General features: G+C 61.8%; 12 protein-coding genes. 7 read left to right on the top strand and 5 right to left on the bottom strand.

The window, feature by feature from the left end; all coding sequences use genetic code 11:
- The first annotated feature begins 4 nt into the window (after positions 1-4).
- Both FHS64_RS02145 and FHS64_RS02140 read left to right on the top strand, forming a co-directional pair.
- Positions 5-1363 (top strand): S41 family peptidase, encoded by a 1359-nt coding sequence (locus FHS64_RS02145; RefSeq protein WP_167174966.1) that lies wholly within the window; start codon positions 5-7, stop codon positions 1361-1363.
- A 127-nt stretch (positions 1364-1490) separates the two neighbouring features.
- Positions 1491-2675: a divergent polysaccharide deacetylase family protein gene (locus FHS64_RS02140; RefSeq protein WP_167176221.1), complete on the top strand. Its 1185-nt coding sequence runs from the start codon at positions 1491-1493 to the stop codon at positions 2673-2675.
- Here the strand turns inward: FHS64_RS02140 and bioB are convergent.
- Together bioB and FHS64_RS02130 are read right to left on the bottom strand one after the other, a co-directional pair.
- Positions 2672-3694 (bottom strand): biotin synthase BioB, encoded by a 1023-nt coding sequence (bioB, locus tag FHS64_RS02135; RefSeq protein WP_167174964.1) that lies wholly within the window; start codon positions 3692-3694, stop codon positions 2672-2674. The two genes, FHS64_RS02140 and bioB, sit on opposite strands and share 4 nt — an antisense overlap.
- Positions 3695-3796: 102 nt before the next feature.
- The gene (locus FHS64_RS02130) at positions 3797-5290 is read right to left on the bottom strand and encodes a globin-coupled sensor protein (protein ID WP_167174961.1); all 1494 of its coding nucleotides are present in this window, start codon (positions 5288-5290) and stop codon (positions 3797-3799) included.
- 255 nt (positions 5291-5545) lie between these two features.
- On the opposite strand from FHS64_RS02130, the gene ahcY reads away from it, so the two are divergent.
- Positions 5546-6937: an adenosylhomocysteinase gene (ahcY, locus tag FHS64_RS02125; RefSeq protein WP_167174958.1), complete on the top strand. Its 1392-nt coding sequence runs from the start codon at positions 5546-5548 to the stop codon at positions 6935-6937.
- Positions 6938-7000: 63 nt separating this feature from the next.
- Here ahcY and FHS64_RS02120 read toward each other — a convergent pair whose 3' ends face one another.
- On the bottom strand, positions 7001-8122 hold the full coding sequence (locus FHS64_RS02120; RefSeq protein ID WP_167174955.1) for a hypothetical protein: 1122 nt from the start codon (positions 8120-8122) through the stop codon (positions 7001-7003).
- A 118-nt stretch (positions 8123-8240) separates the two neighbouring features.
- Positions 8241-10454 carry a TonB-dependent receptor domain-containing protein gene (locus FHS64_RS02115; RefSeq protein WP_167174953.1) on the bottom strand — a complete coding sequence of 738 codons (2214 nt, stop codon included), beginning with the start codon at positions 10452-10454 and terminating at the stop codon, positions 8241-8243.
- A gap of 157 nt (positions 10455-10611) precedes the next feature.
- Here FHS64_RS02115 and FHS64_RS02110 point away from each other — a divergent pair, with 157 nt between their 5' ends.
- Together FHS64_RS02110 and FHS64_RS02105 are read left to right on the top strand one after the other, a co-directional pair.
- A complete protein-coding gene (locus FHS64_RS02110) occupies positions 10612-10815 on the top strand; it encodes a twin transmembrane helix small protein (RefSeq protein ID WP_167174950.1) in 204 nt (67 codons plus the stop codon).
- A gap of 37 nt (positions 10816-10852) precedes the next feature.
- Complete coding sequence (locus FHS64_RS02105; RefSeq protein ID WP_167174947.1) at positions 10853-11425, top strand: cob(I)yrinic acid a,c-diamide adenosyltransferase; 573 nt, start codon at positions 10853-10855, stop codon at positions 11423-11425.
- A 92-nt stretch (positions 11426-11517) separates the two neighbouring features.
- On the opposite strand, the gene FHS64_RS02100 is transcribed toward FHS64_RS02105, so the two are convergent.
- Positions 11518-11859 carry a hypothetical protein gene (locus FHS64_RS02100; protein WP_167174943.1) on the bottom strand — a complete coding sequence of 114 codons (342 nt, stop codon included), beginning with the start codon at positions 11857-11859 and terminating at the stop codon, positions 11518-11520.
- Between the two features lie 124 nt (positions 11860-11983).
- Between FHS64_RS02100 and FHS64_RS02095 the strand changes: the two genes are divergently transcribed.
- Both FHS64_RS02095 and FHS64_RS02090 read left to right on the top strand, forming a co-directional pair.
- Entirely contained in the window at positions 11984-12748 is a 765-nt protein-coding gene (locus tag FHS64_RS02095; protein ID WP_167174940.1) for an electron transfer flavoprotein subunit beta/FixA family protein, read from the top strand.
- On the top strand, positions 12748-13677 hold the full coding sequence (locus tag FHS64_RS02090; protein ID WP_167174937.1) for an electron transfer flavoprotein subunit alpha/FixB family protein: 930 nt from the start codon (positions 12748-12750) through the stop codon (positions 13675-13677). Before FHS64_RS02095 ends, FHS64_RS02090 begins: the two co-directional genes overlap by 1 nt.
- Positions 13678-13702 lie beyond the last annotated feature (25 nt).

The raw sequence follows: 13702 nt of genomic DNA, 5'->3' as shown, positions 1-13702 counted from the left end.
ACGAATGCGTAAACTGCTTCTCGTGGGCTGTGCCGCCCTGGTCTTGGGCGGGTCGGCCGCGGCTGTGGCCAGCCAGACCCCGCGCAACGAGACCTTCCGCATGCTGGAACTGTTTGGCGATGTCATGGGCATTGTCGAGCAGGTCTATGTGGTGCCGGTCGATAACAAGAAGCTGATCGAGGCGGCGCTGTCGGGCATGATGACGGCGCTGGACCCGCATTCGAACTATCTGGCCCCTAAGGCTTATGGCGATCTGCGTGAACGCACCGAGGGTCAGTATTCGGGCGTCGGCCTGACCATTTCGGCGGACGGTGCGCTGATCAAGGTCGTCTCGCCGATGGATGAAAGCCCCTCGGCCCGTGCCGGTGTTCAGGCGGGCGATGTCATCAGCGCCATCAACGGCCAAAGCACGGCGGGCATGACCGTCAGTGACGTGTCGGACAAGCTGCGCGGTGCGGCGGGCACCTCGATCAAGGTCACCTTCCTGCGCGACGGCGAAGACCCGCGCGAGGTCGAGTTGACCCGCGAAGTCATCAAGGTGAACTCGGTCACCGGTCGTCTTGAAGGCGATTATGGCTATCTGCGCATCTCGACCTTCAACGAGAATACCGAGCGCGAACTGCACGAAACCATTGCTCGCCTGAAGTCCGAAAAGCCGGGCCTGAAGGGCTATGTGCTGGACCTGCGCAATAATGGCGGCGGCTTGCTGAATGCGGCTGTGGCCGTGTCCGACAGCTTTATGGAACAAGGCGAAATCGTCAGCCAGCGCGGCCGTAAGCCCGAGGATATCGAGCGCTGGTCGGCCAAGGCGGGTGATCTGACCGGCGGGCTGCCGGTTGTGGTGCTGATCAACTATGGCTCGGCCTCGGCTTCGGAAATCGTGGCCGGTGCGCTCAAGGATCAGGAACGCGCCACTATTGTCGGCCTGACCAGCTTCGGCAAGGGCTCGGTCCAGACCGTGATTCCGCTGCGTGGCGGTCAGGATGGCGCGGTCTCGCTGACCACGGCCCGCTACTACACGCCGTCGGGACGCTCGATCCAGAAGATCGGCATCGAGCCGGACCTCGAGGTCGCCCGCTCCGAAGCCGAAGCCAAGGTGATTTCGCGCTCCAGCTTCATCTATTCCGAAGCGGCCTATGCCACGGCTCTGGATTCCTCGATCGGTGCTGAGCGCCGTGGCCCGCACACGCCGCACGAGGCACCGGGCGAGGGCTTTGACAAGGACACCGATTATCAGCTCCAGCGCGCGCTGGATGTGCTGAAGGCCGGCGGCGACCTGTCCAAGGTGGCGGCACCGCCCGAGGGCATTATTGTCTTCGATCCCGAAGCCGAAGTGCCAGCCAAGGAAGAGAGCACCGACTAAATCGGCGCTTTTGTCCAACGTGGTGAACAAACGTTAGGGTTTCTTAACCCTGACGTGACTTGATCCAAGGTGAAGGTTGCCGTCTTGCGGCAACTGCCCCCTGGATTGATCGAGCCTCGCTGTGACCATGTTCGCAAAGAGACAATCTGCTCTTGCCGCTGCGGCGGGAATGCCCTCGGCCTCTGCGCGCGAGCGGTTGAACCGCGCCATACTGGCCAAGCCGCAGGTGATTGTGGGAGCGGCGGGTCTGTGCGTTGTGGGGGCTGCGGCTCTGTTTATCGCCCTGACGGGTGATCCGCGTGCGGCCATGCCCTCTGCCGGTGCGCGTCTGGAAGCCGACAAGCCCACAGCCGAACTGGCCAGCGGCGAAGACGTCTTCGGCTATGCGGGAATGGACCTCTACCAGACCCTCGATAACGAAGGTCTGGATGCCGAAGGTGCGGGCGGTTTTGGTGACGCCCTGATCACCCTGCCCGAAGGGGCCAGCGTATCGGCCACCGGCAGTTTCACCGCCCCAGTGCGCCAGCCTGATCCCCTACCTGCCGCCCCCATGGCGGGTCTGCACCAGCCGGGGCCGGAAGGGCCACTGCCGCGCATCGCCGCCGATGGCCGCGTTCCGGCACAGGCCTATGCCCGTCCGTTCCGCGCCAATGGCAAGCCGACAGTTTCGCTGGTGGTAGGCGGTCTGGGGCTGAACGCTGTGACAACGCGCGCGGCGATTGAACGCCTGCCTGCCGATGTGACGCTCAGCTTCGTGCCCTATGCCGAGGGCTTGCAGCGCTGGGTGGATATGGCCCGCTCCTATGGCCACGAGGTTCTGATCGAACTGCCGATGGAGCCGACCGGCTATCCGAACAATGACCCCGGTCCCTATACGCTTTTGGCCAGCAGCAGCGCCGAGGATGTCTCGGTCAAGCTTGACTGGCTGCTGTCGCGGGCCGTGGGCTTTTACGGGGTCAGCAACTATCTGGGCGACCGCTTTGCCACCTCCGATACGGCGACCTCGGCCCTGATGGGCCAGTTGCGCCAACGCGGTCTGGCCTTTGTCGATGACGGCAGCCTGCAGGGCCGCCCGGGGGCCTTTGCCCGTGCATCGGCGGACCGTATCGTCGATGAGGAACAGTCACCGGCGGCTATCCTGCGCCAGCTTCATGCGCTGGAGATCCAAGCCAAGACCGACGGTGCGGCCTTTGGCTCGGGCTTCAGCTATCCGGTGACCATCGAGGTGGCCTCGCGCTGGGTGGCCGGACTGGAGCAACGCGGTCTGCAACTGGCTCCGGCCTCGGCCATGACCCGCCGTCGTTCGGCCTAGGCCGACACAGCTTCCCTCAAAGGCATGGGCCGCAGGTCCAGCATACGGAACAGCGCCGTATCGTGATCTTCCTCGGGGTTCGGCGTGGTTAAAAGCTTGCCGCCGACAAAGATGGAATTGGCACCGGCAAGGAAGCACAAGGCCTGCATTTCTGCGCTCATGCCCTCGCGACCTGCCGACAGCCTCACCATGGATTTGGGGCAGACCAGACGCGCGACGGCGACCGTGCGCACGAACTCGATCGGATGAATCTCGCCTTCCTTGAGCACCCTCTCGCCCAGCGGCGTGCCGCCAACCGGCACCAGAGCATTGACCGGCAGACTGTCGGGATGGACGGGCAGGGTGGCCAGTTGCTGCAACAGGCCTGCACGGTCGCGGCGGCTCTCGCCCATGCCGACAATACCGCCGCAGCAGGTGCTCATACCGGCATCGCGCACATGCTGCAGGGTGTCGAGACGGTCCTGATAGGAGCGGGTGGTCACCACCTGATCGTAGTAGTCGGGTCCGGTGTCGAGGTTGTGGTTATAATAGTCCAGACCGGCCTCTTTGAGTTGGCGGGCCTGATCGGCATTCAACATGCCCAGCGTGGCGCAGGTTTCCAATCCCAGCGCTTTGACGCCTGAAATCATCGCCGCCAGCTTGGGCGTGTCGCGGTCTTTCAGTTCGCGCCATGCGGCACCCATGCAGAACCGGCTGGCCCCGCCTGCCTTGGCGGCCATGGCCTCGGCGATGACATCGGTAGGGACCATCAGCTTTTCGGCTTTCAGGCCGGTTTTGAAACTGGCCGATTGCGAGCAATAGCCACAGTTCTCGGCGCAGCCGCCGGTCTTGATCGACAGAAGCTGGCTTTTCTGGACCTCGCTGGGATCAAAGCTTTGGCGGTGGACGCTGGCGGCCTGATAGACCAGTTCCATAAAGGGCAGGGCGAACAGGGCCTCGACCTCGTCCAGCGTCCAGTCGTGACGCGGAATGCCCGCAGCGGCGGGGTGGGGGCGGTCGGCGCGTGAATCGTCTGGCATGGTCTGGCTCCTGTCAAAACAGGGCAAACCAACTAGACGCCGACCGCTTCAGTCCCAAGAGCGATTTCGAAAAATCGCCATCGATAATCGATAAGTCGGGTTTTACGCGACGTGGGTATTGCTGACAGCCAGACGCACGGGCGGCTCGTTATGATCCAGCTTGAAGCGGCTGACCTGCTGGTTCAGGCCGTGGGCTTCGTTGGCCAATTGACGGGCCGCAGCGGTGGCCTCTTCGGTCATGGCGGCGTTCTGCTGGGTGATGTCGTCCATCTCGCCCATGGCGCGGCGCACGCGGGCAAGGCCCTCGGCCTGTTCCTGTGCCGACATGGCAATACTGCCGGCCAGAGCATCAACGGCGACCACCTTGGAGCCAATGCGTTCCAGCGCTTCGCCGGTCTTCTCGACCAGATCAACGCCCTTGGCGACATGGGCGCTGGAGGTCGAGATCAGACCCCGGATTTCGCCCGAAGCCGCTGCCGAACGCTGGGCCAGTGCCCGCACTTCCTGCGCCACGACCGAGAAGCCACGACCGGCATCGCCCGCGCGGGCGGCTTCGACACTGGCATTCAGGGCCAGCAGGTTGGTCTGGAAGGCAATCTCGTCGATCAGGCTGGTGAAGCGGGCAATCTCGGCCGAGGATTCGGCAATGGCGTGGATGGCGTGGACGGCATCGGCCACGACCGAGGTGGTGTCCAACACATCGGCGCGGGCCTCTGCCACAGCCGCCGCCGTCTGGCGCGCGCCTTCGGCAGAGGTGCTGACCTGAGTGGCGATGGCGTCGGTCTCGTTGACGGTGCGCTCCAGATTGGCGGCCTGACGTTCGGTGCGCGTGGCCAGATCTTCGGAGGCCACGGCCAGTTGGCTGGAGCCTGCGCTCAGGCTCTCGACACTGTCGGCCACGGCGCGAACCGTGGTGCGAAGGGCGCGGGTGGCGGCATGGAAGTCATGCTGCAACGAGCGGTATTCTTCAGGGAAATTGCCGTTGATCGTGGTCGAAAGATCGCTCTCGGCCAGACCGTGCAGGGCCTTGCCGAGGGCGGCAACGACTTCGTTCTGGCGGGCTTCGGCCTCGAGTTGTTGCTGTTGGGCCTTGTTGCGGGCCTCGGCCAGTGTGTCCAGATAGACGCTGATGGCCATGTCCATATCCAGCATGACGCGCTGGTTCAGCTCGGCAATGGCCTCGGCGGTGACGCGGTCATGGGCCTTTTTATTGGCGAACATCTTGCGCGGGCGCAGGGCGATCGCGCGCGTCAGATAGGCCAGGATGATGCTGTAGCCACCGATATACCAACGCGGCTCTAGGCCGATGCGGGCATGGACCCTGCCGATGGTGCGCACGGATGCGCCATATTCCGCATCGGCGCGGCCTTCGATGATGGATTTCCAGTGTTGCTGCTGGGCGGCATGGGCGGTCTGGATATGAGCTTCATCACGGAAGAAGCGCATCGTTTCCGGCTCGGCGCGGGCGCGGTCGTAAAACGCATCCAGTGCCTTGGGAAGGGCGGTCTCGATGATCGACCCCATGGCGCGGTAGCTGGCAGTCGTGCCGTTTAAGCCCATGAAATTCATACGGTGTTCCAGCGTTTGAACCGACATACGCGTACAAAACTCCTGTGCAGATGCAGGCCCGGCACCGACAACATACTGATCATGGGGGATGGCCAAGCTTGTCCATAAGGGGTGAAGCCAAACGGAACCTTAATCTGGATCAAAGTCCGGTGGAGGGATTCATATAAAGATATCCTTATATGATGATTGCCCTGTGGACCGGCGCGCGGTATAGGCAGTGCAAGTTAAACTGCCATCCATGCCACTTCGCCTGCGGGCCTAGACATTAAGAGACCCCTCCGCATGACCGATTATATCGTTCGCGACATCTCGCTTGCCGACTTTGGCAACAAGGAAATCGCCATCGCCGAAACCGAAATGCCGGGCCTGATGGCGCTGCGTGCGGAATACGGTGCCGCGCAACCGCTGAAGGGTGCCCGCATCGCCGGCAGCCTGCACATGACCATCCAGACTGCCGTTCTGATCCAGACGCTGGAAGCGCTGGGTGCCGAAGTGCGCTGGGCCTCGTGCAACATCTTCTCGACGCAGGACCACGCCGCTGCGGCCATCGCCGCTTCGGGCACGCCGGTCTTCGCTCTGAAGGGTGAAACCCTCGAAGAGTACTGGGACTATGCCCACAAGATCTTCGAATGGGCTGACGGTGGCTATCCGAACCTGATCCTCGACGACGGTGGCGACGCCACCCTGCTGTGCGTGCTTGGCCCGAAGGCCGAGAAGGACATCTCGGTCCTGTCGAACCCGCAGAACGAAGAAGAAGAAGCTCTCTTCAAGGTCATGAAGCGTTACATCGCTGAAAAGCCGGGCTTCTATTCGGCCATCCGTGACGCCATCGGCGGCGTGTCGGAAGAAACCACCACCGGCGTTCACCGCCTGTACCAGATGGCAGAGCGCGGCGAACTGCCGTTCCCGGCCATCAACGTCAATGACAGCGTCACCAAGTCGAAATTCGACAACCTGTATGGCTGCCGTGAATCGCTGGTGGATGCGATCCGTCGCGGCACCGACGTCATGCTGTCGGGCAAGGTTGCTGTGGTTTGCGGTTATGGCGACGTGGGCAAGGGCTCGGCCGCTTCGCTCCGTAATGGCGGCGCACGCGTGATCGTCACCGAAATCGACCCGATCTGCGCCCTGCAAGCGGCGATGGAAGGCTATGAGGTCCAGACCCTCGAAGACGTTGCCGACAAGGCCGACATCTTCGTCACCACGACCGGCAACAAGGACGTTATCCGCGTCGAGCACATGCGTGCGATGCGTAACAACGCCATCGTCTGCAACATCGGTCACTTCGACTCGGAGATTCAGGTCGCTGGCCTGAAGAACTTCAAGTGGGACGAGATCAAGCCGCAGGTCCACCACATCGAATTCCCGGACGGCAAGAAGATCATCCTGCTGTCGGAAGGCCGTCTGGTGAACCTCGGCAACGCGACCGGCCACCCGTCGTTCGTGATGTCGGCTTCGTTCACCAACCAGACTCTGGCCCAGATCGAACTGTGGACCAATGCCAAGTCGTACGAGAACTCGGTCTACACCCTGCCCAAGCACCTCGACGAGAAGGTCGCCTTCCTGCACCTCGAAAAGCTGGGCGCGAAACTGACCGTCCTGAACAAGGAACAGGCCGACTATATCAACGTGCCGGTCGAAGGCCCGTTCAAGCCGGAGCACTACCGCTACTAAGCGGCAGTCACTGTCAAAATGCGAAAGGGCCAGCGGAAACGCTGGCCCTTTTTCTTTGTACAATCAGACCTGAAACTCGGCGGCGAGGTCTTCCAGATTTCGCCCCATCAGGCCGGTCTCGAAATCCATGAAGATGTCGATCAGTTCGTCGACCTGAACCGGTGCGCTTTGCGGGCTGAAGCGGAAGCGCCAGAAGCTGACAATGTGCTGGATCGCCCCCAACTGGTCACCCAGACGGGTAAACAGATGCGGTGCCTCCAAAAGGAAGTCGCGGAAGGCCAGCGGTTCGCCGCGCGTGGTAAGGCCCGCATAGGCCTCGTCATAATAGCGCAGGGTCTGGCTGACCTTGTCGCAGGTCTGGACGATGTTACTGCGAAGGACGCTGCGCCCGCGACGGATATATTCCTTGGACGAGGCATCGACCGGCCCATGCGGCGTGATGCTGGCGACCTCGTCGGCGACCTTGGCAATGTCCTGCGTCAGGCTGCTGAGCGCCCATTTGTAATAGAGGAAGCCTTTCCAGCAGAAGACGCCCTCCTGATACTGTTCAGGCTCTAGCCGCAGGGTCAGGCGCAGGGCTTCCAGACGGTCGCCGGGCGTATTGGACAGGATCTTGTTGGCCATCCGTGCCGAAGAATGCGAGGCATCCTGATCGGCCCCGATGCTCATACGCACCAGAGGTTCGACTTCGCGTTCCACAAAGGCCGACATCCTGGCGAGGTCCGCTTCGGAAATGGCGAAATAGCAAGGCGCGGCATCCACGCCGCCACGGCGCAGCTGCTCGCGCAACAGGAACGGGTCCAGCGAAGGAAGCTGGTCCATCAGGCGCAGGGTGCGGATGTCAGGGTGTTCGGGCGGCAGGCCAAAGGCCTCCAGCATCACCCGCTCGAAACCGATCTGGTTGACGAACACAAAGCGCCCGCCGGTCTTCAGGTCATTCACATCGATCGGCAGCACCAGCTTGGTGGCGACCTGACGGCGACCGGGGAAGCTGTCCGTCTCGTTGCGACGCAGACGATGCTTGATGATCAGCGACGTATTCAGTGACGGCGTCTGGAACATAGGCCGCTCGGCCCAATCGTCGGTATGGCCGTGATCGTCGGCAACCTTGAGCAGGTTCAGCACGCGTGCGGTCGAGGCGGAACGCCGCAGATGTTCAAGATTTCGAATGGCGCGATCAGTCATGCGGGCATTAATGGCGTCGAAATATGACCAAGGACTTAGCTGTCACGACTTTTGTCGAATACAAACAATAAGGGCCACCCGACGGGGTGGCCCTGACTGAACTTAAAGGCTGTGCCGTTTAGAAGCTGGTGGTCACCGACACCCAGAGACGGCGCGGCTCCTGATTGTTGGCGTACAGGTTGGTATAGCTGACGGCATTGGTATTGGTGTTGCTGACATAGGCACCGTACGAGACGAAATCCTTGTCCAGCAGGTTGTAGATGGCACCGTTAAAGGTAACGCGCTCGTTCAGCTTGTACGAACCGCCAAGGTGGAAGACCTCATAGGCGCGGTAGTCGCCCCAGGTGGCCTTGGCCGTGCTGGTGGCGGTGTCGGGATCGCGGAAGCGGTCGCTGCGATATTCGCCGCGCAGCCACAGGTTCAGCTTGTCGTTCACATCCCAGCGCACGGCGGCATTCAGCATATGTTCGGGCGTGTTGTAGAGGGGCAGGCCGATCTCGGGACCGCTCTTCTGCTCGCTGTCCGTATAGGTGTAGTTGCCGTTCAGCGACCATGCGTCCGCAAAGTTCCAGCGGAAGGCGGCTTCCACACCCTGCGTTACGGCCTCGTCGACGTTTACCGACTGGCTGAACTGATCGACATCGGGCCAGTAGCCGTAATCGACGCAGCCGGGACGGTTGTTCTGCGTCTCGTCACGGATGACGGGCGGGCCGTTATCGATGATGGGCGCGAACGAACAGTTCAGCAGGCCGTTGCCGCTGGTGATCTTGTCGGTGAACTCGTTGTGGAAGACGACGAAGTTGGCGCGGAAATTGTCGCGGTTGTCATAGAAGACGGCGAACTCGGTCGAGGTCGAGGTTTCCGGCTTCAGGGTCGGCGTGCCGATGGTCGGGCGCGTGCCCTGTCCGGTGAAGCCGGTGATGCCGGGGGCGATCTGGTCCAGACGCGGGGTCTTGAAGCCCTGGCTGACACCACCCTTCAGGGTCCAGTTCTCGGTCGCGTTCCACACCAGATAGGCGCGCGGGCTGAAGTGGTCGCCGAACACATTGTGATCGTCGTAGCGGACGCCCAGCGTCAGAGCCAGATTGTCGGCCAGACGCCATTCGTCTTCGGCAAACAGGGCCCATTGCTGGTGGGTATAGGGGGCGGGGGCCACGCCATCGACCATTTCGGCATCCCAGTACTGGCCGCCGACGGTGAAGGTGTGGTTGCGCCACTGCGACAGCAACTTGGTGTCGAAGATGGTGTTGGTCGCTTCCAGCGTGCGCGCATCACCGGCCTTGCGGTCGGTATCGGGCACGTCGTCGGGCAGGATGCGGCCCAGTGTCTCGCGCGTCGAATGCGACAGGGTGGATTGCAGCTCACCAAACGGCAGGCGCCAGTTGTGGGCGACGACATATTCGTTCTGGTTGAACTCTTGCGAGGGACCATAGCCACGCAGGCCCAGCGTACCCAGCTGGGCGGTAGAGTTGTCGTACCACTGGCGTTGCAGGTCCACATCCACATAGAGGTCGTGGTCGGCATGGGCCGTCAGGTTCAAGCGGCCACCGATGGACCAGATTTCGTTCTCGACCGGGCTGGGGCCGCGCTGGCTGATGATGACCGCGCCGCCGTCATCCTTTTCATAGGTCAGGCTGGACGCTTCGCGCTGGGAATAACGGCCGCGCAGGGCCAGACCCAGCAGGTCGGGAACCAGAGGTCCCTGTGCATAGGCGCTGGCGCTGTAGATATTGCCGAACTGGTCGTCGCCTTGCAGGGTCGCGTCGGCGCTGAACGAGCCAGCCCATTCGGTTCCGACCTTGCGGGTGATGATGTTGACCACACCGCCCATGGCATCCGACCCGTAAAGGGTCGAGACCGGACCACGTACCACCTCGATGCGGTCGATGGCCGACATGGGCGGGATAAAGCTGGTCGAGGTTTCGCCAAAGCCGTTCGGCGTGATGTTGCCCGCAGCATTCTGGCGACGGCCGTCGATCAAAATCAGGGTGTAGTCGCTGGGCATACCGCGGATCGAGATGTTCAGACCGCCGGTCTTGCCCGCCGAGGCACCCACATCGATGCCCTCAACATTGGCCAGCGCTTCGGCCAGACTCTGGTGGCGCTCGGAAGACAATTCCTCGCGGGTCAGGACGCTGATTGAAGCGGGAGCCTGTTCAATTTTTTGCTCGAAACCGCCTGCCGTCACGACGACGTCGCTGACGCGGGTGGGCGTGTTTTGATCCACAATCACCGTCTCGGCATGCGCGCCGGCACCAAAGGACAGAAGTCCTGCGCCGAGTGCGGATGCGGCCAAATATTGCGCGCGACGAGAAGTGTTCTGGATAGCCATGGGAGCCCCGTTTCATTTGCGAGTGCTTCTCAACTCCCTTTGCAAACGATTTGCAATAACGACTCTATGTACTGCGACAGACTGCCGCAGTTTTGGGCCGGACACGAGGTCGTCATTGAGGCTGGCGTCCTAAAGGGCCCCGCATTAGAAGGAGGGCATGAACGTGATCGATATCCTGATTGTCATTGCCCTGATCGGCGTGGTCGCGAGCCTGGTTCTGGGTATCGCCAACCTTTATCGCAGCAGCGAGAAGGACAGCATGCGCTCGAACAAGCTGATGCGCATGCGGGTGATTTTTCAGGCTGTGGCCATTGTGCTGCTTGTGGTCGGTGTGGCCATCAAGAAATACCACGCAGGCTAAGGCCTTTCTGCTCGTCCAGTTTTAAACGGAGTTCCCGATGGTTACGCTCAACAAGATCTACACGCGCACCGGGGACAAGGGCACGACGCGGCTGGCCACGGGTCAGGAAGTGTCCAAGACCAGCCACCGCGTCTCGGCCTATGGGGCCGTGGACGAACTGAACGCCATTATCGGTATTGCCCGTCTGCACAGCGCCCAGAACGACCGTATCGATGCCAAGCTGGGACGTATCCAGAACGAGTTGTTCGATCTGGGGGCCGATCTGGCCACACCGCTGGAGCCTGCACCCAAATGGGAGGCGCTGCGGATTGTCGCATCGCAGGTCGAGCGTCTGGAGCAGGAAATCGACTGGATGAACGAGAGCCTGAAGCCTCTCGACAGCTTCATCCTGCCGGGTGGTTCGCCGCTCTCGACCTATCTGCATGTGGCCCGCACCATCTGCCGTCGTGCAGAGCGTGACACCGTGGCGATGATCGAGGCGGGCGAGGTCGTCAATAACGAGGCGCTGCGCTATCTCAACCGCCTGTCCGACCACCTGTTCGTGGCGGCACGCCGCGCCAATGCCAATGGTGCGGACGACATCAAGTGGGTACCCGGCGGGACGCGCTAACAGCGCGGTAACGCAAAAAGCCTAAGAGCCGGCACGCGCTAGGACACTTTGAACGACAGACTGTTTGGAAGGGCGCGATAATCGCGCCCTTTTTATTTGGCGTTGAGCGCTTCGACGCGGGCGCGTTCAGCATCGGTGGCGGCTTTGCGAGCGCGGTTATAGGCAGCCAGCTGGGCTTCCTTGTCCACCAGATCCTTGTTCATGCCTGCCGACGCCTCGGCGCGGGTGGTGCCTTCGGGGCGGCCCGTAATGTCCGGAATATAGATGGGCTGGGCACAGATACGGGTTTCCATATCGTACCAGCGACCTTCGCGGGCGCACTTCTCGCCCGGCTCCACCCAGAAATGCTGCAGGATGAACAGGCCACACATTGCAACCGCAAACAGGGCTGCGAAAATCATGGACAGGCGACGGAAAGTCAAAAACCGCTTCATGATAGCGCCTATAAATCAAAAAACATCACTTGGCACGGCGGTTCTTCACCTTACGTTACGTTGACAGGCGCGGACTCTCGGTCCACTCCCTCCCCAAACATTTCGACCACAAGCGGATAGTCTTATGAAGATACTCGTCCCGGTGAAACGGGTGATCGATTCCAACGTGAAGGCTCGCGTCAAGGCGGACCAGACCGGTGTTGATCTGGCCAACGTCAAGATGAGCATGAACCCCTTTGACGAAATCGCCGTCGAGGAAGCTGTCCGTCTGAAGGAAGGCAAGGAACACCACGCTGCTGGCACCGCCAGCGAGATCGTGGTCGTGTCCATCGGCGTCACCCAGGCGCAAGAGACCATCCGCACGGCTCTGGCCATGGGTGCCGATCGCGGCATTCTGGTCCAGTCCGATACCGATCTGGAGCCGCTGGCCATTGCCAAGCTGCTCAAGGCGGTTGTCGATGAAGAAAAGCCGGACCTGATCCTGATGGGCAAACAGTCCATCGACGGCGACAACAATGCTGTGGGCCAGATGCTGGCCGCTCTGCTGGACTGGCCGCAAGCCACGTTTGCCGGCAAGCTGGAAATCGCTGGCGGCAAGGCCACTGTGACCCGCGAAGTCGATGGCGGTCTGCAAACCGTAGCCGCCGAGCTTCCGGCTGTGGTCACGGTTGACCTGCGCCTGAACACCCCGCGCTATGCTTCGCTGCCGAACATCATGAAGGCGAAGAAGAAAGAGATCGTCACCAAGTCGGTCGCCGATTACGGCGTCGACACGGCGGACCGTCTCAAGGTGCTCAAGGTTACCGAACCGGCCAAGCGTTCGGCCGGTATCAAGGTGGCCGACGCTGCCGAACTGGTTGCCAACCTCAAGAATGCGGGTGTTCTGTAATGGCTGTTCTCGTAATTGCTGACCACGACGGCGCTCACCTGCGTGACACCACCCACAAGACCGTAACGGCCGCCAAGGCCATTTCGGGTGATGTGGACGTTATGGTTCTGGGCCAAGGCGCATCGGCTGTGGCCGACGCTGCGGCCAAGATCGACGGCGTGCGCAAGGTCCTGCTGGCCGAAGGCGCTGGCGTGGCTCAGGGTCTGGCCGAAGCTGTAGAAGCGACGGTTGTGCCGCTGGCTGCGGGCTATGACGCCATTCTGGTTCCGGCCAATACCGACGGCAAGAACTACGCCCCGCGTATCGCCGCCAAGCTGGACGTGGCACCGATCTCGGACATCGTGGAAGTGGTATCGGCCGACACCTTCGTGCGTCCGATCTATGCCGGTAACGCGCTGGAAACCATCCAGTCCGCCGACGCCAAGAAGGTCATCACGGTTCGCCCGACGGCTTTTGCCGCAGCAGGTGAAGGGGGCTCGGCCTCGGTTGAGTCCATCGCCGCTGCCGAAGCGCCGAAGACCACCTTCGTCTCGGCGGAAATGGTCAAGTCGGATCGTCCGGAACTGGGCGCTGCCAAGATCATCGTCTCGGGCGGTCGCGCTCTGGGTTCGGCCGAAGAGTTCGCAGCCGTTATCGAGCCGCTGGCTGACAAGCTGGGTGCTGCTGTCGGTGCCTCGCGCGCCGCAGTGGACGCTGGCTATGCGCCGAACGATTACCAAGTCGGCCAGACCGGCAAGGTCGTCGCGCCGCAACTCTATATCGCGATCGGTATCTCGGGTGCCATCCAGCACCTTGCTGGCATGAAGGACTCCAAGGTCATCGTGGCGATCAACAAGGACGCGGATGCCCCGATCTTCCAGATCGCGGACTTCGGTCTGGTTGCCGACTACAAGACCGCCGTGCCGGAACTGATGGCTGCCCTCGGTTAAGGGCTTGGGCTAAGACGCCCACATC

This window comes from Brevundimonas terrae (genome assembly GCF_011761985.1).
Classification (GTDB): domain Bacteria; phylum Pseudomonadota; class Alphaproteobacteria; order Caulobacterales; family Caulobacteraceae; genus Brevundimonas; species Brevundimonas terrae.
This window is presented reverse-complemented; position numbering and strand designations above follow the sequence as displayed.

Coding starts and splice junctions, on each gene's coding strand:
- FHS64_RS02145 (WP_167174966.1), top strand. CDS start 5: ATGCGTAAACTGCTTCTCGTGGGCTGTGCCGCCCTGGTCTTGGGCGGG.
- FHS64_RS02140 (WP_167176221.1), top strand. CDS start 1,491: ATGTTCGCAAAGAGACAATCTGCTCTTGCCGCTGCGGCGGGAATGCCC.
- bioB (WP_167174964.1), bottom strand. CDS start 3,694: ATGCCAGACGATTCACGCGCCGACCGCCCCCACCCCGCCGCTGCGGGC.
- FHS64_RS02130 (WP_167174961.1), bottom strand. CDS start 5,290: ATGTCGGTTCAAACGCTGGAACACCGTATGAATTTCATGGGCTTAAAC.
- ahcY (WP_167174958.1), top strand. CDS start 5,546: ATGACCGATTATATCGTTCGCGACATCTCGCTTGCCGACTTTGGCAAC.
- FHS64_RS02120 (WP_167174955.1), bottom strand. CDS start 8,122: ATGACTGATCGCGCCATTCGAAATCTTGAACATCTGCGGCGTTCCGCC.
- FHS64_RS02115 (WP_167174953.1), bottom strand. CDS start 10,454: ATGGCTATCCAGAACACTTCTCGTCGCGCGCAATATTTGGCCGCATCC.
- FHS64_RS02110 (WP_167174950.1), top strand. CDS start 10,612: ATGAACGTGATCGATATCCTGATTGTCATTGCCCTGATCGGCGTGGTC.
- FHS64_RS02105 (WP_167174947.1), top strand. CDS start 10,853: ATGGTTACGCTCAACAAGATCTACACGCGCACCGGGGACAAGGGCACG.
- FHS64_RS02100 (WP_167174943.1), bottom strand. CDS start 11,859: ATGAAGCGGTTTTTGACTTTCCGTCGCCTGTCCATGATTTTCGCAGCC.
- FHS64_RS02095 (WP_167174940.1), top strand. CDS start 11,984: ATGAAGATACTCGTCCCGGTGAAACGGGTGATCGATTCCAACGTGAAG.
- FHS64_RS02090 (WP_167174937.1), top strand. CDS start 12,748: ATGGCTGTTCTCGTAATTGCTGACCACGACGGCGCTCACCTGCGTGAC.